We start from the raw sequence: 19012 nt of genomic DNA, 5'->3' as shown, positions 1-19012 counted from the left end.
AATTTTTTCCTAAATCTTATGATTTCCTCCATTTATTATAGTTCTTTCATAAAGCCGCTTGACTTTTTATATCTTAGATAATAAAATAAAAACAGTTTTGTGTAAACGCTATCATACAATATAATAACAGGGAGGTTTTATCATGAAACTAGAAAAGAAACAGCGCTTCTCCATTCGTAAGTACGCGATTGGAGCAGCTTCTGTACTCATAGGATTTGCTTTTAGCGCACAAGTCGTATCTGCCGACAGCGTCACTCCAACACCAGAAAATCCAAGCGCAGCTCAGACTGCTCAAGGAGAACCACAGACAGCTGAGACATCGGTTGAAAGCAGGCTTGAAAAAACAGTCGAGGCAAAAGAAGCTTCAGCTACACTCGCTCCAACAGTCGAAAAAACTGAATCCCCAGTAGTTGCAGAGAAAGTTGACGAGACTCCAGTCGCTGAAAAAGCTACTCCTGTTTCAGAAGAAAACTCAGAAGCAGTAAAAGCCGACGAAGACAAGAAAAATGAACCAGCCACACCTGCTGCAGTTGCTCCTAGTACTGAACGAGCAAGTCAAGTAAATGAAAAACTGGCAAAAAGAAAAATGATCTCAATCGACGCTGGACGCAAGTACTTCTCTCCAGACCAACTCAAAGAAATCATCGACAAAGCCAAACACTACGGTTATACTGATCTTCATCTACTAGTTGGAAATGACGGCATGCGTTTTATGTTAGACGACATGACGATCACAGCCAATGGCAAAACCTATGCAAGCGACGATGTCAAACGTGCACTCGAAAACGGAACCGATGCCTATTACAAGGATCCAAACGGCAACCATTTGACAGAGAGTCAGATGACGGACTTGATCAACTATGCTAAAAACAAAGGCATTGGTCTCATCCCAACTGTAAACAGCCCTGGTCACATGGATGCGATTTTGCATGCCATGAAAGAACTAGGCATCCAAAAACCGAACTTCAACTACTTTGGTAAGGAATCTGCTCGTACCGTTGACCTTGATAACAAAGAAGCGGTTGCATTTACCAAAGCTCTGATCGACAAGTATGCTGCTTACTTCGCTGGCAAATCTGACATCTTCAACATCGGGCTAGACGAGTACGCCAATGATGCTACAGATGCTAAAGGCTGGAGCGTTCTTCAAGCCTATAAATGGTATCCAGAAGATGGATTCCCAGACAAGGGTTATGATAAATTTATCGCCTACGCTAATGACCTTGCTCGCATCGTCAAATCTCACGGCCTCAAACCAATGGCCTTTAACGATGGTATCTACTACAATAGCGATACTAGCTTTGGAACCTTTGACAAAGACATCATCGTTTCTATGTGGACTGGTGGATGGGGCGGATACGACGTCGCTTCTTCTAAACTTCTAGTTGAAAACGGCCACCAAATCCTTAATACCAACGATGCTTGGTACTACGTCCTCGGACGAAATGCCGATGGCCAAGGCTGGTACAACCTCGACCAAGGACTCAATGGTATCAAGAACACTCCAATCACTTCTGTACCAAAATCTGATGGGGCTACTATCCCGTTCATCGGAGGTATGGTAGCTGCTTGGGCGGATACCCCATCTGCACGCTATTCACCATCACGCCTCTTCAAACTCATGCGTAGCTTCGCAAATGCCAATGCTGAATACTTCGCGGCTGATTATGAGTCTGCTGAGCAAGCCCTGAAAGAAGTGCCAACAGACCTTAACCGCTATACTGCAGAAAGTGTCGCAGCTGTAAAAGAAGCTGAAAAAGCTATTCGCTCACTCGATAGCAACCTCAGCCGTGCTCAACAAGACACCATTGATCAAGCAATCGCAAAACTCCAAGAGGCTGTAAGCAATTTGACCTTCACACCAGAAGCTCAAAAAGAAGAAGACGCGAAACGTGAAGTTGAAAAACTTGCCAAGAACAAGGCAATCTCCATCGATGCTGGACGTAAGTACTTCACGCTCGACCAACTCAAACGCATCGTAGACAAGGCGAGCGAGCTCGGCTACTCTGATGTGCATCTGCTCCTAGGAAATGATGGACTTCGCTTCCTCCTTGATGACATGACCATCACAGCTAACGGCAAAACTTATGCAAGTGACGATGTCAAGAAGGCCATTATCGAAGGAACAAAAGCTTACTACGATGATCCAAACGGAACCACTCTTAGTCAAGCTGAAATCACTGAATTGATCGAGTACGCAAAATCAAAAGGCCTCGGACTCATTCCAGCGATTAACAGCCCAGGTCACATGGATGCCATGCTCGTCGCTATGGAAAAACTTGGAATCAAGAATCCTCAAGCCTACTTTGATAAGGTTTCAAAAACGACCATGGACCTTGAAAACGAAGAAGCAATGAACTTTACAAAAGCCCTTATTGGCAAGTACATGGACTTCTTTGCAGGCAAGACTAAGATCTTTAACTACGGTACAGACGAATATGCCAATGATGCCACCAACGCTCAAGGCTGGTATTATCTAAAATACTACAATCTCTATGGCAAGTTTGCTGAGTACTCTAACACTCTTGCTGCCATGGCCAAAGAAAGAGGTCTTCAACCAATGGCCTTCAACGATGGTTTCTACTACGAAGATAAGGATGATGTTGAGTTTGACAAGGATGTCATCATCTCTTACTGGTCTAAAGGATGGTGGGGCTACAACCTTGCATCTCCACAGTACCTTGCAAGTAAAGGCTATAAATTCCTTAATACCAACGGGGACTGGTACTACATTCTCGGTCAAAAACCAGAAGATGGCGGTGGCTTCCTCAAAAAAGCTCTCGAAAATACCGAGAAAACTCCATTTAATCAACTAGCATCAACTAAATACCCTGAAGTTGACCTTCCTACTATTGGTAGTATGCTTGCTATCTGGGCAGATAGACCAAGTGCCGAGTACAAGGAAGAAGAAATCTTTGAACTCATGACTGCCTTTGCAGACCACAACAAAGACTACTTCCGCGCTAACTACAATGCTCTCCGCGAGGAGCTTGCTCAAATCCCAGCAAACCTAGAAGGATACGGCAAGGAAAGCTTGGATGCTCTAAATGCAGCTAAAGAGGCTCTCAACTACAACCTCAATCGCAGCAAACAAGCTGAGTTAGACGCTCTCGTAGCTAAGCTCAAAGCAGCCCGTCTAGGTCTCAAACCAGCTGCAACACACTCAGGAAGCCTAGACGAAAACGAACTAGCTGCCAACGTTGAAACCAAACCGGAACTCATCACAAGAGCAGAAAAGATTCCTTTTGAGGTTATCAAAAAAGAAAATCCGAACCTCCCAGCTAAGCAAGAAAAGATTGTCACACCAGGTGTAGATGGTGAACGCACTCATTACATCTCTGTCCTTACTGAAAATGGTAAACAAACAGAAACCGTTCTAGATAGCCAAGTAACCAAAGAACCAGTGACCCAAGTGGTTGAAATCGGTGCCCCTATTACCCACAAAGGGGATGAAAGTGGCCTTGCTCCAGCTGCCGAAGCGAAACCGAGACTGGATATCCAAGAAGAAGAAATTCCATTCACTACTGTGACACGTGAAAATCCACTCTTGCTCAAAGGGAAGACTCAAGTCGTTACTAAAGGCGCTAACGGTCGTCGCAATCATTACTACTCTGTAAGCACCACTGCTGACGGTAAGGAAGTGAAAACTCTTGTAGATAGCCTTGTAACGCAAGAAGCAATGACACAAGTTATTGAAGTCGGAACCCTTGTAACCCATGTAGGGGATGAACACGGTCTTGCGCCAGCCGCAGAAGCAAAACCAAGACTGGACATCCAAGAGGAAGAAATTCCCTTTACTACTGTGACACGTGAAAATCCTCAATTACCAAAAGGACAAACGCAAGTTGTTACTAAAGGAGCTAACGGCCACCGTACTGCCTTCTACTCTGTAAGTACTAGTGCTGATGGAAAAGAAGAAAGAACCCTTGTCAATAGCGTGGTAACACAGGAAGCGGTCACTCAAGTTGTTGAAGTCGGCACTGCCGTTGAGAAGGCTGAGCAAACTGCACCAACTACTGTCAAAGCAGATGAAAAACAACTCCCTGCAACAGGAAGTCAAGACTCTGCAGGCTTGGTCGCAGCAGGGCTTATGGCGACTCTAGCAGCCTACGGACTCACTAAGAGAAAAGAAGATTAAACCTCTCCGACAAGAATACAAAAAGCGAGATTGAATCTCGCTTTTTTGTTGTGATTAGTCACCTAGTCCGATACGTTCGAAGATATCATCCACTCGTTTGGTGTAGTATGCAGGGTTGAAGATTTCGTCGATTTCTTCTTGAGTCAGGCGTGATGTCACTTCTGGATCTCCTTCTAGAAGCGGTTTAAAGTCTACTTGGTTATCCCAAGAGTAAGCCGTTTTCGGTTGAACAAGGTCGTAAGCTTGCTCACGGGTCATGCCTTTTTCAATCAAGGTCAACATAGCACGTTGGCTAAAGATAAGACCAAAGGTTGAGTTCATGTTGCGTATCATGTTTTCTGGGAAGACCGTCAAGTTCTTGACGATATTTCCAAAACGGTTGAGCATGTAGTCGATCAAAATAGTCGTATCTGGTGTGATGATGCGCTCAGCTGACGAGTGAGAGATATCACGTTCGTGCCAGAGGGCTACGTTCTCATAGGCTGTTACCATGTGACCACGGATAACACGCGCAAGACCTGTCATGTTTTCAGAACCAATCGGGTTGCGTTTGTGAGGCATAGCAGATGAACCTTTTTGACCTTTGGCAAAGAACTCTTCCACCTCACGTTGTTCTGATTTTTGCAGACCACGGATTTCCGTTGCCATACGCTCGATAGAAGTCGCGATGCTGGCAAGAACTGCAAAGTACTCAGCGTGAAGGTCACGAGGAAGCACTTGTGTAGAGATTTCTTGGGCACGGATACCCAACTTGTCGCAGACGTATTGCTCTACAAATGGTGGGATGTTGGCAAAGTTCCCAACCGCACCAGAAATCTTACCAGCTTCCACACCAGCAGCCGCATGCTCGAAACGCTCGATATTGCGCTTCATTTCGCTGTACCAAGTGGCCAATTTAAGACCAAAAGTTGTCGGCTCAGCGTGCACACCATGGGTACGTCCCATCATGATGGTGAACTTGTGCTCCTTAGCCTTATCAGCGATGATGTTGGTGAAGTTTTCAAGGTCACGACGGATGATGTCGTTGGCCTGCTTGTAGAGGTAACCATAGGCAGTATCCACCACGTCGGTAGAAGTCAAGCCATAGTGGACCCACTTGCGCTCTTCACCAAGAGTCTCAGAAACCGCACGCGTGAAAGCCACCACATCGTGGCGAGTCTCCTGCTCAATCTCTAAAATACGGTCGATGTCAAAGTCCGCCTTCTCGCGAATCAAAGCCACATCTTCCTTAGGGATTTCACCCAACTCAGCCCATGCCTCGTCAGCCAAGATTTCCACCTCAAGCCAAGCACGGTATTTATTTTCTTCACTCCAAATGTTCGCCATCTCAGGGCGAGAGTAACGGTTGATCATGTTGTTTCTCCTATAATTTTATCTGCCTGATAGTAATGATGAAATAACTCCGCCTAAAGTTCCTGATATTATATCTTTAATAAATTGTTGATTGAAAAATGAAGCATTTTCTTTAACAACTACAGTAAATTCAGACTCGCTATTTTTGTCAGTTGCAGCAAGTAAGTCCTTTAAAATTTCGATAGATTGCTCAGATAGAGCAGAAGCATTGTTAACAATCTGTTGAAGTTGTTTAGAAAGTTCCGACCACGGAAACTCAACATTCATATTAGATTTTTCTAAAATAGAATCTGTAATAATATTTGAGTTAACATTGTTGTCCCCATTAAGTGTGACATTATTACCTGAACCAAAATCATTTCCAACTACATTATCATTACCTGATACAGTTGTTTGAGATACTTCCTTTTCATAGATATTTTTACTATCATAATTCTCTATATTTTGATTTTTTATATCAATGTATATATTTTCCGCTTTATTACCAAAAGATTCCGTAATAATATTAAAAACAGTATCTCTAAATTTAGCGTCTTCGAAATACAATAAATAATTTTGACTTGATCCCAAATTAAATACTATATAATATTTTGACTTCAAATGATTTTGGTGTTTATTATAAACGTACCATGCATATAAACCAAATAATATTAATCCTAAAAATGGTGGGATCAATCCAATCATAAATAGAATTATCAGAATAAATATATCTCGTAGCGTGACTGGTGATTTAAATTCACTTTTACTTAACATGGATAAATTTGATATTTGAATACTATTATTTCTAGTAATAATTGCATTATTTTTTATTGTTAATCCATCAGTTTCAATCGTATATTTACTCTCAACGCTCTTTAATAACTCAGGTATCATTATATTCTCCTTTAATTTGAATCTAAATTTAGTGATTGTTCATTCTAATATTTTTCTCTACCGCCCACTCAGCTGCTTTCTCGCAAATCAAAGCCACATCTTCCTTAGGGATTTCTCCCAACTCAGCCCATGCCTCGTCAGCCAAGATTTCTACCTCAAGCCAAGCACGGTATTTATTTTCTTCAGTCCAAATGTTCGCTATCTCAGGGCGAGAATAACGGTTGATCATTGTTTTCTCCGTAACTATAATTCAAAAGGTTCTACTTGAATCGTGTTTTCATCAATCTTTATATTAGCGTAATGGTGAGAAACATCTTCTTGGTATACCCTCTCAATTTGTAAAGCAAAAGCATAGCAGTATTTATTTTTTAGTAAATCAAAGAATTCAATACGTATCGATAATATCTTCGGTATGCCTTGCTCTATGAAATCTATCTCTTCTTTACTAAGCGCACAAGCTAGTGATATATCTAACTCCAAATAACTTTCTTTTTTCACAAGACAAGATTTATAAAAATTTTCATAATTTAAATTACCCGCTATAACGTCATCTAACACTATAATATTACTTAGTATCGCATTATTAGAGCTAACATTGGAAATACAGAGTAAAAATCTAGATTGTACATAAACATATTTTAACGACTGTGACAATAAGCTTTCTATCTCACCAGATAACTTATCTTTTCCTGCTTTTGAATTACTGATGTTATTTTCTTGAAATTTTTTTAAACTCGTCTCATCTCTAAGTATAATTTGAGATTTTGAAAAATCACCTTTGTTATCAAGATTTTTACTTGAAAATCTTAATATAGGTCTGTAGCTTATTTTTTCATCTCTTCGGGACTGCTCCGATTCAAAATCCAAAGTTAGCTTAATTCCTATAATGGTAACAAAACTACCAACTAAATTGCCATAAAAAGATAACCAATCATACTCCTTAGTTAAACCAAAATTCTGGTTATACAAATCAAGAATCACTGGTAGTAAAATCAATCCCCCAAAAATTAAAAAATACTTTTTATTATTTTTAAACATATAATGTCCCTCTATATAAGAAGATTAAAAAATAGTACACTTTTATCACTAATAGAATAAATCGCCATGTTATTATGTAAATCTTTATTGCATTGCAAGATTTACACTATGAAAACTGTGTTCAAGAAATGGGTCTTCTACCAGTCAATCCCTTTCCATCAGTAGTTGTCTGGCTTCTCTTGTCGATTTTTCGCCTGCGACAAGCCTAGTCAACCTTGCAGGGGTAAGACGACGGACCTTATAACTGGGGTCCTGTCTTACTCCCCAAACTCAACCACACTATCCGGTACATCACTAAACAAAGTCACATGTCCCATCTTGCGGTTGTGCTTCGCTTCTATTTTACCATACATGTGGAGGTGGGCGCTTGGATTTTCTGTGACATATTTTTCAGCGGCCTCAACATGCTGGCCGAGAACATTGAGCATGATAGCTGGGGCATGCAGTTTGATGGCTGGCAATGGTGCTCCAAGAACGCCTAAAATATGGGTGTCAAACTGGGAGAAGTCGCAAGCTTCGATAGAGTAATGCCCAGAGTTGTGTGGCCGTGGGGCAATCTCATTGACGATGATGTCATCAGCTGTCGCAAACATTTCCACACAGAGGGTACCAGACAAGTTCAGTTGTTCAGCAATTCGTACTGCCATAGTTTTGGCCTTGTCAGCTAGACTTTCTGAAATGCGAGCTGGCACAATGGTCTTAGACAGAATATTGTTGCGATGGATATTTTCCTGAACCGGGAAAACTGTCACTTCCTTACCATTGCCAGACACGATGACAGAAATCTCCAGGTCGAAGTTAACGAACTCTTCCAAGACACAGTCAGCTGAATCCGCTAATGCATAGGCTTCTTCCAAGTCTGCTTCTGAACGAATGACCTTTTGACCATGGCCATCGTAGCCTCCGGTCGCAGTCTTGAGAACATAGTTTTTCGACAGGTCGATATCTGTCAAGTCTTGACTTGAGGTCACTACCTTGTAAGGAGCAACAGTAACTTGAGCTTTGTTTGAGAGAAAATCCTTTTCAAAGATGCGATTTTGGGAGATGCGGAGCAGGTCTGTCCCTTGTGGGAGTTGACCATCCTTGATGACAGCATCCAAACCGTCAGCATCCACATTTTCAAACTCATAGGTGAGGACATCGCAACGCTCTGCCAACTGACGCAAAGCATCCACATCGTTATAAGGTGCCACGATAATTTCCGCCACGCGAGAGGCCGGGCAATCCGCCGCAGGATCCAGCGCGATAACCTTGTGCCCCATGTAGATAGCAGAAATGGCCATCATCTGCCCCAGCTGACCGCCACCAATAATTCCGATTGTTTTAGATGAGCTCATTTGTCGACTCCTCTGCGATTTTTCCTTGTTCTTCTGCAAAATCTGCCAAAGCTGTCGCGATAGCCTGATCCTCTACCGAAAGGAGACGGAGGGCAAAGAGAGCCGCGTTTGTCGCCCCTGCTTCACCGATAGCCATTGTCGCCACAGGCACGCCACCCGGCATCTGTACGATAGAGTAGAGCGAGTCCACACCGCTAAGGGCACGTGATTTGACTGGTACACCGATGACAGGAAGGGTTGTTTTCGCTGCGACCATCCCTGGTAAATGGGCTGCCCCACCAGCACCTGCGATAATGACCTTGATACCGCGACTACGAGCTTCCTCCGCATGTCTGAACATGAGGTCTGGAGTACGGTGGGCAGAGACAACTTTCTTTTCGTAGGCTACACCGAAGCGGTCCAGGACCTCGGCGGTTTTTTGCATGGTTGCCCAGTCGGATTTTGAGCCCATGATGATGGAAATAATTGGTTTAGTCATAATTTTTCCTTTTTCTTCTTTTTTTATAATGGTCTTAGGTGATGGGGACGGAAGCAAATCTTCGGTTTCATTCCTAAAATTTGAGCCTAAGGTCTCAAATTTTCCCTAGACCAGAACAGAAATTGTTCTGGTCTTTTCACCACGGCGACCATTATCGGGTTTGGCGACTCAGTCGCTTTTGAAATTTTATTTGTTCGCCTTGCTTCCGATATCTGTTCGGTAGAAAAGGCCTTCTGTGTTTTGTTTGTCGAGTTCTTGGTAGATGGTTTCTTGGGCTTCTTTGACGGCATCTGCTGTGGTGACGAGCATATAGACACGTCCGCCGTTGGATAGCAGTGCTCTGCTATTTTCCGCAAACTTAGCTCCTGCATAGTAGGTGATGATATTGCCTTCTGTCTTAGTTGGCAACTCGACACCCTTTGCATAATCTAGCGGGTAGCCCTTGGATGCAACAACCACACCCAGAGTCACACCCTTGTTCGTCCACGTGATATTTGGCTCCTTACCATCCAGAATATCTGTAATATTTTGTGCAAAGTCAGATGTCAAACGAGGCAAGATGATTTGCGTTTCAGGATCTCCAAATCGAGCGTTGAACTCGATGACCTTCGGACCATCAGCAGTTAAAATAAGCCCCGCGTAAAGGACACCAAGATACGGACGACCTTCTTTGATCATCCCTTCAAGGACTGGCTTGATAATGGTGTCAACAGCTGTGTCAACCACGCTCTGTGGTAAGTGAGGAACTGGCGCATAGGCACCCATCCCACCAGTGTTAGGGCCCTTATCGCCATCGTAAGCACGTTTGTGATCCTGAGCCGTCGGCATGATGTAGAACTTGTCCCCATTGACAAAGGCAAAGAGAGAGAACTCTTCTCCGTCAAGGAATTCCTCAATAACAACACGCGCACCAGAGTCCCCAAATTTATTGTCTAAGAGCATCTCGTGAGCGGCTTCGACCGCTTGCTCAACCGTTTCAGCAACGACGACACCCTTGCCTAGAGCTAGGCCGTCCGCCTTGACCACGATAGGCGCTCCCTGCTTTTCGATATAGTCCTTAGCTTCCTCGAAATCTGAAAATGTGCCATAGGCTGCTGTCGGAACGCCGTACTTGACCATGATTTCCTTAGCAAAATCCTTGGACCACTCCAGCTCCGCTGCTAATCTTGTCGGACCAAAAACCTTGAGACCAGCTGCATTGAAATCATCCACAATCCCAGCAGCAAGGGCGTCATCTGGCCCGATAAAGGACCAAGCAATATCGTTGACTTTTGCGAAGTCAATCAGCTTAGAATGTTCGGAAATAGAGATGTCCACCAATTCCAGACCATCCAGAGTCATCCCGTCATTTCCCGGAGCCACAAAGACTTTTTCAACGTCTTTTGACTCAAGCAACTTCTTAGCAATGGCATGTTCACGACCACCCGAGCCGACAACTAACAGCTTCATCTCATAACCTCTTTTGCGAATTATTTAATAATATTATATCACAAACGTTCGTTTTAATCTTGTTTCACTTAGCATTTTAAGCCAAAAAAGGAAAGAAACGGTTTTCTTCCCTTTTGCTTCTTAATGTCTAAAATGTCTCACCCCTGTGAAGACCATGGTCAAGCCGTATTTATCAGCAGCTTCGATGGATTCTTGGTCACGGACGGACCCACCCGGTTGGATGATGGCCTTAATACCTGCTTTGGCGATTTCTTCCACGTTATCCGCAAATGGGAAGAAAGCATCCTTACTTATAAAAATATGTAGTCTGTCAACTTCTATGATTCCTTTTTTTGCTATATCTACGATGGTTGAAACTTGTATTGATATTACTTATTAGCCTATTAAATAAGTTATTCAACTTATCTCTATTATCTTCTGAAAATTTTCTAGAATAGTGTACTTTTTTTATAAATCCTACTATATCGTTTGGCACACCTCTCTCGTTATCTGATTCTATATAATTTATATTTTCATTATCATAAAAAGCATCAGTAATTGCTTTGATTGCCATATTGTTCTTTTGAATATCATCAAAATGGTTATGTTTGGCAATTTTTACATATATTACCGCTTGTGTATAACAAACATGCTTATATGCAGGTTTTTCTTTATAAGAACTGCTATAATACACTTCAATATCATTCTTGGCTTTTTTTATAAAACGAAGCGCATTATTCAAAGAATCTATATCTCCGTCTCTCCAAGATAAACTTTTAGCTCTCTGATGAAAATATTGGAAGTTATCATTAAGTAAACCGAACAAACTTTCATATATTTTATCAATTAATTTTCTAGCTCCTCCAGCACTATTTGAAAATATATCATTGATTTCATCAAATTTAATATACTTCGCAATCTCGTTTCTTTGCTTAGGTTTATTCTGACTATTAGCAATAATAATAGAAGTAATTATACGTTTATAAGCTCCAACTATTTTTCATGATATTGACTATCCATCGATAACCTTTGTAATTCTTTCAATAACCAAACATTTGAATTACAAAGAAATTTTTGAGAAGAAGTATCAAAAACATTTTTTTCAATTTCTTCAATAAAAGCAAATTGAACAATAGGTTGAAACTTTCTCTCAATTTGTGTCACACTCCCGCCTAATTCAAACTTCTCTATATTTTTTATTGTAATGGAACTATTATGTATGGCTAAAAGTATTAGTAAGTCCATTACTCTATCTTGTATATCTCCCTCTTGTAAATTCTTATTAATAATACTTCCCGAAATATCAAAATCATTTTCATCTAATAAATCAATTCGTTTATATATATTATCTAGTATCGTAACCTTGTTATCTCTGGAGGAATAATCAAACTTACCAATTAGCGTTCGATCAATTAAACTATTAAGAGAATCTGTTTCATTTTTAGAAAAAATATTATCTATATAAATTCTACTTATAAATTCTTCACTATCTGGCAAATCCATTAAATTCTGCAGAATAAAAAGGTTGTCTTTTTCAGATGACGTAAGTGTCATGATTAATTTAATATTATTCTCTAAAATTAATTTCTTGTTTTCTAAAATAAAATCTACAACCAATCTACCAATATTATTCGAGTCAATAAAAAATACAGTATTTCTTGAATTTTTAATAATATCAATTAATTTTTCATAATCAATATGAGTCTTTTGAGGTATAAAAACTCTATTATCTCTTGCAAATTTATTATACAAATCAATTAATGCATAAGATTTACCAGAAAATCTGTGCCCATATAAAACAATAATATTACTTTGCTGTATTTTCTTAAAATTATTTTTTATTACATCTCTAGAGATGAAAAACGATGGTAAATGTATTTCTTTTTTTCTATAATATCTATATATATGATAAGTTTGCATTAAATATGAAATATCATTATAAAAACTTTCTTTATCCGATTTATCGAAAATAATTTTAGGATTTAATGCTAATGTGACATCTTTTTTTTCTACAGTTTTTTCGTATTGTATTTTAACAAAATCATAAAACTTTAAATAATCTTTATCAGATTCTAATTTAATAATAGTATCTATATTAAAATTTGTTAATTTATGTTCTTCTATTTTATTTAATTCTTTATGTGTTACGTAGTAAGTATGTTTTAATGATTGTTTACCATAACTCATTCCTAATGCAGCATACATTAAATCAATTTCGTCATCCAGACTACAACCAATAAAAATTGCACAATTTGACATTAAATCCGTAGCCAATTGAGTTAATACATTTTTATTTTTAGAAATACTAGAAACATATTGTTCTTTATTAAAAATAAAAGGTTCTTTATACTTTAGGTATTCCTGAACATCTCCATGAATTTTAAAAAGAATTGTTTTTCCTTCATTACGGAATTCTCCTAAAGTATCCTCATCTAATAAACTCTTATTGGGAAGAATAACTTCAATATTTTCGGAATTAAACTCAATAGCATCATCAGTATTCAAAGTGTAAATTGTTTTGAATGGTATTGTTATAAATTTCTTCTTCCCTTCAGGTAGATTTACTTTTGAAAGTCTTGTTTTAATATAGTTTCTTCTATCATTTTCCTCAACGGTTTTTTCATAATATGATGAAACTGTGCTAAAATCTTGACTTTTTAAATATTCTTTTTCTTCACTTTTTAAGCTCTCACTCTCAAATATTTTTGATAACATATGTTTCTTCATAGCTAAACCGGAAGGAACTACTTCCCCATGAGCAGTAGCTTCTCCTACTGTAAATCCTGAACCTAGTATCGGAACAATCATATTAGATTCAAAATAACGAATAAATTCTTTAGATAACTCTTCATTATCTTGTTTAGGGTTAAACTTAATAAATCGCATTTCTTCCATAATGAATACCTCTTATTTTTCATGTATATCTCATATCATTATAACAAAAAGAGTGCAAATTTGCACTCTTTGTACGTTTAATGTCTAAAATGTCTCACACCTGTGAAGACCATAGTCAAGCCGTACTTATCAGCGGCTTCGATAGACTCTTGGTCACGGACAGATCCACCTGGTTGGATGATGGCCTTGATACCTGCTTTGGCGATTTCTTCTACATTATCGGCAAATGGGAAGAAGGCATCTGAAGCAAGCACAGCGCCCTCAAGGCGGTCTTTGGCTTGGTCAATGGCAATACGGACTGAAGCCACACGGTTGGTTTGACCTGGCCCAACGCCAAGTGTCATGTGGTCGTTAGTTACGATGATTCCGTTTGATTTGACGTACTTGATAGCTTTCCAAGCGAACTCAAGAGCAGTTGCTTCTGTCTCAGTTGGTTGGCGTTTGGTCACCACTTGCCAGTCAGCTGGGCTTTCCTTGACCACGTCTTGATTTTGAACAAGGAGACCACCAACCACGCCTGTGTACTCTGCTTCCACTTCGCTGGCATCCTGAGCGTCGAATGGCAAGGCAAGGATACGCAAGTTTTTCTTTTTGTTGGTCAAAATGGCTAGCGCTTCATCCGTATAGCTCGGTGCGATGATGATCTCGAGGAATACACCGTGCATCTTCTCAGCTGTCGCAGCATCCACCTCACGGTTAAGGACGACAATTCCACCAAAGATAGACACTGGGTCAGACTCATAAGCATAGTCCCAAGCAGTTTCGATGTCATCTGCCTGACCAATTCCACATGGATTCATGTGTTTCAAAGCTACAACGGTTGGACGGTCTTTGAAATCACGGATAATACGAATCGCCGCATCAGCGTCACGAATGTTATTGAAGGACAATTCTTTACCGTTGAGCTGTTTTGCTGAAGCAATCGAGTAGTCTGTCGGCAAGGCTTTTTGGTAGAAATCGGCATCCTGCTGAGGATTTTCCCCATAGCGCATGGCTTGTTTGAGGTCATAAGTCAAAGTAAGTTTTTCAGGTTTGCTTTCGCCCACTTGAGCTGTGAAGTATTCTGCAATCAAGGCATCATAAGCTGCTGTGTGACGGAAAACCTTGGCTGCTAAACGTTGGCGAGTTTCGTAAGTCGTTTCACCATTGGCTGACAACTCATCCAAAACCACTGCATAGTCAGCAGGGTCTACCACAACCGTCACGCTGGCATGGTTTTTAGCTGCTGAACGAAGCATAGATGGCCCACCAATATCGATGTTCTCCACCGCATCAGCGTACGTCACATCTGGTTTGAGAATCGTTTCCTTGAAAGGATAAAGATTGACAACTACAAGGTCGATGAGCTCGATCTTATTGTCCTTAGCCGCCTCAAGGTGGCTATCGAGATCACGACGAGCGAGGAGCCCACCATGGATATTTGGGTGAAGGGTCTTGACACGACCATCCATCATTTCTGGGAAGCCCGTCACATCATCAATTGCAATGGTCTCCACCTCAGCATTATCAAGGGTAACCTTTGTCCCACCTGTCGAGATGATATCCCAACCGAGTTTTTTGAGTTCTTGGGCAAATTCGACAATGCCCGCTTTGTATGAGACGCTGATTAAGGCGCGTTTAGTCATTATTTCTCCTTTTCCAAAACCATATATTTAACTTCGTATAAAATATCTATTAGATATACTTCTTTTGAAGCTTTACCCCATATGGGGTATTTAATAATATTTTTTATTCCACTATCTATGACATTAATCAACCATACTATTATAGCTACGATTAAAATTAAACCCAAAAATGTTTCAACAGAAATAGCTGTCTCATCTGCAACAAATAATTTATTTAAAGCCAAAGTGACAAAAGCCGTTGTTAAAATTATACCAATCCTACTGACAAATTGTATTGAACTTTCATATCGCTTAATCGACCTATCACGTTTATCTGTCAAATCAGCTATTAACAACTTTACAGCATAACTAGCTTTTTCTCCATACATAAGAATCAATTCATACTTTATTTCTCTACATAGCTCTTCAAATTTATTAGGTTTTCCGTCTGAAATTTTATCAAATTTTCGACTGAGATGAATAAAGTACATCAAAGAAAACATAGTAAAAATAAGAGAAGCTATTTTAATACACAAATCACCAAAATCCCACAACCAAACTACATAACTTGTTAACATTAGGGTAATAAATACAATTAAGCTAATTAGAAATTTATTTCTAATTTTTATTACTTTAGGGTAAAATTGTTTTTCATACTCATTAAAAAATTCTTCAAATTCTTTAACTTTGTCTAGTAAAGTCTTAACAGCTTTATTATTCAAAATTTACTTCCTATCCACTCCCAAGCTATCCAGCACCTCCGGATACAACTTGTACTCAGCCTCATGAATACGAGCTTCAAAGCTTTCGATAGTATCATCTGCTAGACGTGGCACACGGACTTGTTTGATGACCTTGCCTGTATCCACACCGGAGTCCACCCAGTGAATGGTCACACCGCTCTCAGCAACCCCAGCATTCCAAGCATCCTCTATCCCATGAGCTCCTGGAAATTCGGGCAGATAGGCTGGATGGATATTGATAATACGCCCCTCGTAGGCTCCAAGTAAGGTTGGCCCAACGATTTTCATGTAACCGGCGAGGCAAACCAAGTCAATCTGGTGTTCTTCCAAGAGTTCGACAAGGGCTGCTTCATAGTCTGCCTTGTTCTCAAACTCCTTGAGTTCAAAAGCATAGGACAGGACGCCGAGCTTTTCTGCCCGCTCGAGCACATAGGCGTCACGATGGTCTGAAAAGACAAATTCCACCGGAAATTCTTCGGCAATCACCTGAAAATTTGAGCCATTACCAGAGGCAAAAACCGCTATTTTTTTCATTTGATAATGACACTTTCGTTTTCTTTCTTGACGATGCGACCAATTTCATAGACTGGTTCATCCAACAATTCCTTGACACGACCTACATTTTTAGGGCTAACTGCCAGCATGAGTCCCACACCCATATTGAAGATTTCAAACATTTCCTCATGCTTGATTTCACCGTATTTTTCAAGGGCTTTGAAAATCGGGAGGACTGGAACTTTGCTTTCCTCAATCTCAGCAGCCAGGTCAGCCGCAAACATACGAGGAACATTTTCAATAAAACCCCCACCTGTGATGTGAGCAATACCGTTGACCAACTCTTCTTTGATGAGGGGCAAGACAGCCTTGACATAGATACGAGTCGGCTCAAGAAGGACTTCCTTGAGTTTCTTGCCTTCCAATTCTGGTAAGACTTCCTCACCCGTGTAGTCGGCAAAAACACGGCGAACCAGAGAGTAACCATTTGAGTGAATCCCACTTGACGCAAGTCCGAGAAGAACATCACCTTCTGCCACCTTTGAACCGTCAATGATTTGAGATTTTTCTGCCACACCGACCGCAAAACCAGCCAGGTCATAGTCATCTTCGCCATACATACCTGGCATTTCAGCTGTTTCCCCACCGATGAGGGCTGCGCCTGCCTGCACACAGCCTTCTGCCACACCAGCAACGACTTGTTCTAGTTTAGCTGGTTCATTCTTGCCAGTCGCTACATAGTCAAGGAAGTAAAGAGGCTCCGCACCTGCAGCGATGATGTCATTGACACACATGGCCACACAGTCCTGCCCAATCGTATCATGCTTGTCGTACTTGATGGCCAGCATGAGCTTGGTTCCGACACCGTCAGTCCCTGAAATCAAGACAGGCTCTTTGACACCTGTTTTTGAGAGGTCAAACATGCCACCGAAACCACCAAGAGCTCCCATGACACCCGCACGCTCCGTGCGAGCCACGTGCTTTTTGATCCGCTCAACAACTTCATAACCCGCTTCAACATCCACACCAGATTGCGCATAAGCATTTTTATTTGTCATCTTCTCTTCCTTTCCTTTCATGGAGAGTCTTTATCCATCTATTTGTAAAAACTGGTCTTATCCCCCAAACTTCTACGATAGTCTTCCTCATAGTCGTAGAGAGGAGTTGGGTAGTTGCCGTCAAAGTAAGCGACACAAAGACCACCGTTTGGCGCATCTGTTTCGATGCCGATAGAATCAATCAAGCCATCAATCGAAAGATAGGTCAGGCTATCCGCACCAATGATTTGGCGAGTTTCTTCGACTGTATGATTAGCCGCAATCAACTCCTGACGCGTCTGGATATCAATCCCGTAGAAACATGGATAAGCCAGCGCTGGACTACCAATGGCAACGTGAACCTCAGACGCACCTGCTTCTTTCAAAAGCTGAACGATACGGCGAGAGGTTGTCCCACGAACAATGGAATCATCAATCATGACCACACGTTTGCCTTTGACAACGCCCGAAACAGCAGACAGTTTCATCCGCACCCCTTGCTCCCGCAATTCTTGAGTCGGTTGGATAAAGGTGCGTTGCGTGTATTGGTTTTTGATGAGACCCATTTCATTTGGCAGACCAGATTCTTCTGCAAATCCCATAGCTGCGCTGAGTGAGGAATTTGGCACACCGACCACAATATCTGCTTCGTGCTTGAACTCACGCGCTAATTGGGCCCCCATACGTTTGCGAGCTGTATGGACGTTGACACCATGGATATTAGAGTCAGGACGGGCAAAATAAATATACTCCATAGAGCAAATCGCCAACTGGGTATCATTCGTATAGCTATCGTACTGAATCCCATTGTCATCTACGATTACAATCTCTCCTGGTTTTACATCGCGAATCCACTCAGCACCAATAACTTCAAAAGCACAGGTTTCTGACGAAACCACCACCGCTCCGTTTGCCATTTTCCCAATAGAAAGTGGACGGAAGCCATTAGGATCAAGAGCCGCAATCAACTTGTCCTCAAACAGCAGGATATAAGCAAATCCACCTTTGACAAGGCTAAGCGCCTCTTTGATTTTGCCCATCAAGTTGGGATTGTGACTCCGACGAATGAGGTGAGCCAAGATTTCCGAGTCCGAAGTTGAACTGAAAATAGCTCCTCTTTGTTCCAATTCTTTCTTGAGCGATTCGGCATTGGTCAAGTTTCCGTTATGAGCAAGTCCAAACTGCATATCATGAAAGCGAAAGAGGAAGGGCTGGATGTTGTCAACAGAAGCTTCGCCAGCAGTCGCATAACGCACATGCCCAATCGCGCTCGTTCCAGTTAGTTTATCCAAATTAGCTGGATTTCTGAATACTTCTGATAAAAGCCCCATATCACGATGACGCTTCAATTGCCCCTGATCATTGGAGAGGATTCCTGCCCCCTCCTGACCACGGTGCTGAAGACTATGGAGACCAAAATAGGTCAATTTAGCAGCATCTGGATGCCCCCAGATACCGAAAACACCACATTCTTCATTAAGAGATTTTACTTCGTATGTCATTTTATATACCTAATTTTTATTTTTGCATCATTCCTTCAGTAGAGCCGAACGATACGGTAGAAGCTCGTTGCACTCGCAAAACAAACCTTTT

Annotated in this window: 15 protein-coding genes and 1 pseudogene; 1 reads left to right on the top strand and 15 read right to left on the bottom strand. The window is 41.1% G+C overall.

The window, feature by feature from the left end; genetic code table 11:
• Positions 1-142 precede the first annotated feature (142 nt).
• The gene (strH, locus tag HMPREF9965_RS10445; RefSeq protein ID WP_000764165.1) at positions 143-4138 is read left to right on the top strand and encodes an LPXTG-anchored beta-N-acetylhexosaminidase StrH; all 3996 of its coding nucleotides are present in this window, start codon (positions 143-145) and stop codon (positions 4136-4138) included.
• Positions 4139-4192: 54 nt separating this feature from the next.
• Here the strand turns inward: strH and purB are convergent, their stop codons facing one another.
• The 15 genes and pseudogenes from purB to purF form a co-directional block, all read right to left on the bottom strand.
• Positions 4193-5491 carry an adenylosuccinate lyase gene (gene purB / locus HMPREF9965_RS10440; RefSeq protein ID WP_000610730.1) on the bottom strand — a complete coding sequence of 433 codons (1299 nt, stop codon included), beginning with the start codon at positions 5489-5491 and terminating at the stop codon, positions 4193-4195.
• Between the two features lie 18 nt (positions 5492-5509).
• The gene (locus HMPREF9965_RS10435; RefSeq protein WP_000611943.1) at positions 5510-6364 is read right to left on the bottom strand and encodes a hypothetical protein; all 855 of its coding nucleotides are present in this window, start codon (positions 6362-6364) and stop codon (positions 5510-5512) included.
• Positions 6365-6437: 73 nt separating this feature from the next.
• Positions 6438-6593, bottom strand: a pseudogene (locus HMPREF9965_RS10430) (adenylosuccinate lyase); the annotation flags it as partial.
• A 14-nt stretch (positions 6594-6607) separates the two neighbouring features.
• Positions 6608-7402, bottom strand: a complete 795-nt coding sequence (locus HMPREF9965_RS10425; protein ID WP_000475933.1) for a hypothetical protein — start codon at positions 7400-7402, stop codon at positions 6608-6610.
• 257 nt (positions 7403-7659) lie between these two features.
• On the bottom strand, positions 7660-8739 hold the full coding sequence (purK, locus tag HMPREF9965_RS10420; RefSeq protein WP_000099040.1) for a 5-(carboxyamino)imidazole ribonucleotide synthase: 1080 nt from the start codon (positions 8737-8739) through the stop codon (positions 7660-7662).
• Complete coding sequence (purE, locus tag HMPREF9965_RS10415) at positions 8726-9217, bottom strand: 5-(carboxyamino)imidazole ribonucleotide mutase (RefSeq protein ID WP_000165491.1); 492 nt, start codon at positions 9215-9217, stop codon at positions 8726-8728. Before purE ends, purK begins: the two co-directional genes overlap by 14 nt.
• Before the next feature lie 186 nt (positions 9218-9403).
• Positions 9404-10666, bottom strand: coding sequence for a phosphoribosylamine--glycine ligase (gene purD / locus HMPREF9965_RS10410; RefSeq protein WP_000772177.1), 1263 nt, complete (start codon positions 10664-10666; stop codon positions 9404-9406).
• Positions 10667-10786: 120 nt separating this feature from the next.
• The gene (locus tag HMPREF9965_RS13490) at positions 10787-10924 is read right to left on the bottom strand and encodes a hypothetical protein (protein WP_004269648.1); all 138 of its coding nucleotides are present in this window, start codon (positions 10922-10924) and stop codon (positions 10787-10789) included.
• 52 nt (positions 10925-10976) lie between these two features.
• Complete coding sequence (locus tag HMPREF9965_RS0102635; protein WP_000467405.1) at positions 10977-11471, bottom strand: hypothetical protein; 495 nt, start codon at positions 11469-11471, stop codon at positions 10977-10979.
• 167 nt (positions 11472-11638) lie between these two features.
• Complete coding sequence (locus tag HMPREF9965_RS10405) at positions 11639-13540, bottom strand: SIR2 family protein (RefSeq protein WP_000392101.1); 1902 nt, start codon at positions 13538-13540, stop codon at positions 11639-11641.
• 77 nt (positions 13541-13617) lie between these two features.
• Positions 13618-15165 (bottom strand): bifunctional phosphoribosylaminoimidazolecarboxamide formyltransferase/IMP cyclohydrolase, encoded by a 1548-nt coding sequence (gene purH, locus HMPREF9965_RS10400; protein WP_000166568.1) that lies wholly within the window; start codon positions 15163-15165, stop codon positions 13618-13620.
• Complete coding sequence (locus tag HMPREF9965_RS10395) at positions 15165-15866, bottom strand: hypothetical protein (protein ID WP_001060122.1); 702 nt, start codon at positions 15864-15866, stop codon at positions 15165-15167. Before HMPREF9965_RS10395 ends, purH begins: the two co-directional genes overlap by 1 nt.
• A 3-nt stretch (positions 15867-15869) precedes the next feature.
• Positions 15870-16421 (bottom strand): phosphoribosylglycinamide formyltransferase, encoded by a 552-nt coding sequence (gene purN / locus HMPREF9965_RS10390; RefSeq protein ID WP_000717493.1) that lies wholly within the window; start codon positions 16419-16421, stop codon positions 15870-15872.
• Positions 16418-17440, bottom strand: a complete 1023-nt coding sequence (gene purM / locus HMPREF9965_RS10385) for a phosphoribosylformylglycinamidine cyclo-ligase (protein WP_025170866.1) — start codon at positions 17438-17440, stop codon at positions 16418-16420. The genes purN and purM overlap by 4 nt, the downstream gene beginning before the upstream one ends.
• 38 nt (positions 17441-17478) lie before the next feature.
• Complete coding sequence (purF, locus tag HMPREF9965_RS10380) at positions 17479-18921, bottom strand: amidophosphoribosyltransferase (RefSeq protein WP_000220658.1); 1443 nt, start codon at positions 18919-18921, stop codon at positions 17479-17481.
• Between the last annotated feature and the right edge of the window lie 91 nt (positions 18922-19012).

The sequence above is a fragment of the Streptococcus mitis bv. 2 str. SK95 genome, from assembly GCF_000222705.1.
In the GTDB taxonomy this organism is placed as follows: Bacteria; Bacillota; Bacilli; order Lactobacillales; family Streptococcaceae; genus Streptococcus; species Streptococcus mitis_AY.
This window is presented reverse-complemented; position numbering and strand designations above follow the sequence as displayed.

What these genes read in the sequence shown, in the direction of transcription:
- HMPREF9965_RS10405 (WP_000392101.1), bottom strand. Translation starts at nt 13,540, where the DNA reads ATGGAAGAAATGCGATTTATTAAGTTTAACCCTAAACAAGATAATGAA.
- purM (WP_025170866.1), bottom strand. Translation starts at nt 17,440, where the DNA reads ATGACAAATAAAAATGCTTATGCGCAATCTGGTGTGGATGTTGAAGCG.
- purK (WP_000099040.1), bottom strand. Translation starts at nt 8,739, where the DNA reads ATGAGCTCATCTAAAACAATCGGAATTATTGGTGGCGGTCAGCTGGGG.
- purB (WP_000610730.1), bottom strand. Translation starts at nt 5,491, where the DNA reads ATGATCAACCGTTACTCTCGCCCTGAGATGGCGAACATTTGGAGTGAA.
- purH (WP_000166568.1), bottom strand. Translation starts at nt 15,165, where the DNA reads ATGACTAAACGCGCCTTAATCAGCGTCTCATACAAAGCGGGCATTGTC.
- HMPREF9965_RS10425 (WP_000475933.1), bottom strand. Translation starts at nt 7,402, where the DNA reads ATGTTTAAAAATAATAAAAAGTATTTTTTAATTTTTGGGGGATTGATT.
- purE (WP_000165491.1), bottom strand. Translation starts at nt 9,217, where the DNA reads ATGACTAAACCAATTATTTCCATCATCATGGGCTCAAAATCCGACTGG.
- strH (WP_000764165.1), top strand. Translation starts at nt 143, where the DNA reads ATGAAACTAGAAAAGAAACAGCGCTTCTCCATTCGTAAGTACGCGATT.
- purD (WP_000772177.1), bottom strand. Translation starts at nt 10,666, where the DNA reads ATGAAGCTGTTAGTTGTCGGCTCGGGTGGTCGTGAACATGCCATTGCT.
- purN (WP_000717493.1), bottom strand. Translation starts at nt 16,421, where the DNA reads ATGAAAAAAATAGCGGTTTTTGCCTCTGGTAATGGCTCAAATTTTCAG.
- HMPREF9965_RS10435 (WP_000611943.1), bottom strand. Translation starts at nt 6,364, where the DNA reads ATGATACCTGAGTTATTAAAGAGCGTTGAGAGTAAATATACGATTGAA.
- purF (WP_000220658.1), bottom strand. Translation starts at nt 18,921, where the DNA reads ATGACATACGAAGTAAAATCTCTTAATGAAGAATGTGGTGTTTTCGGT.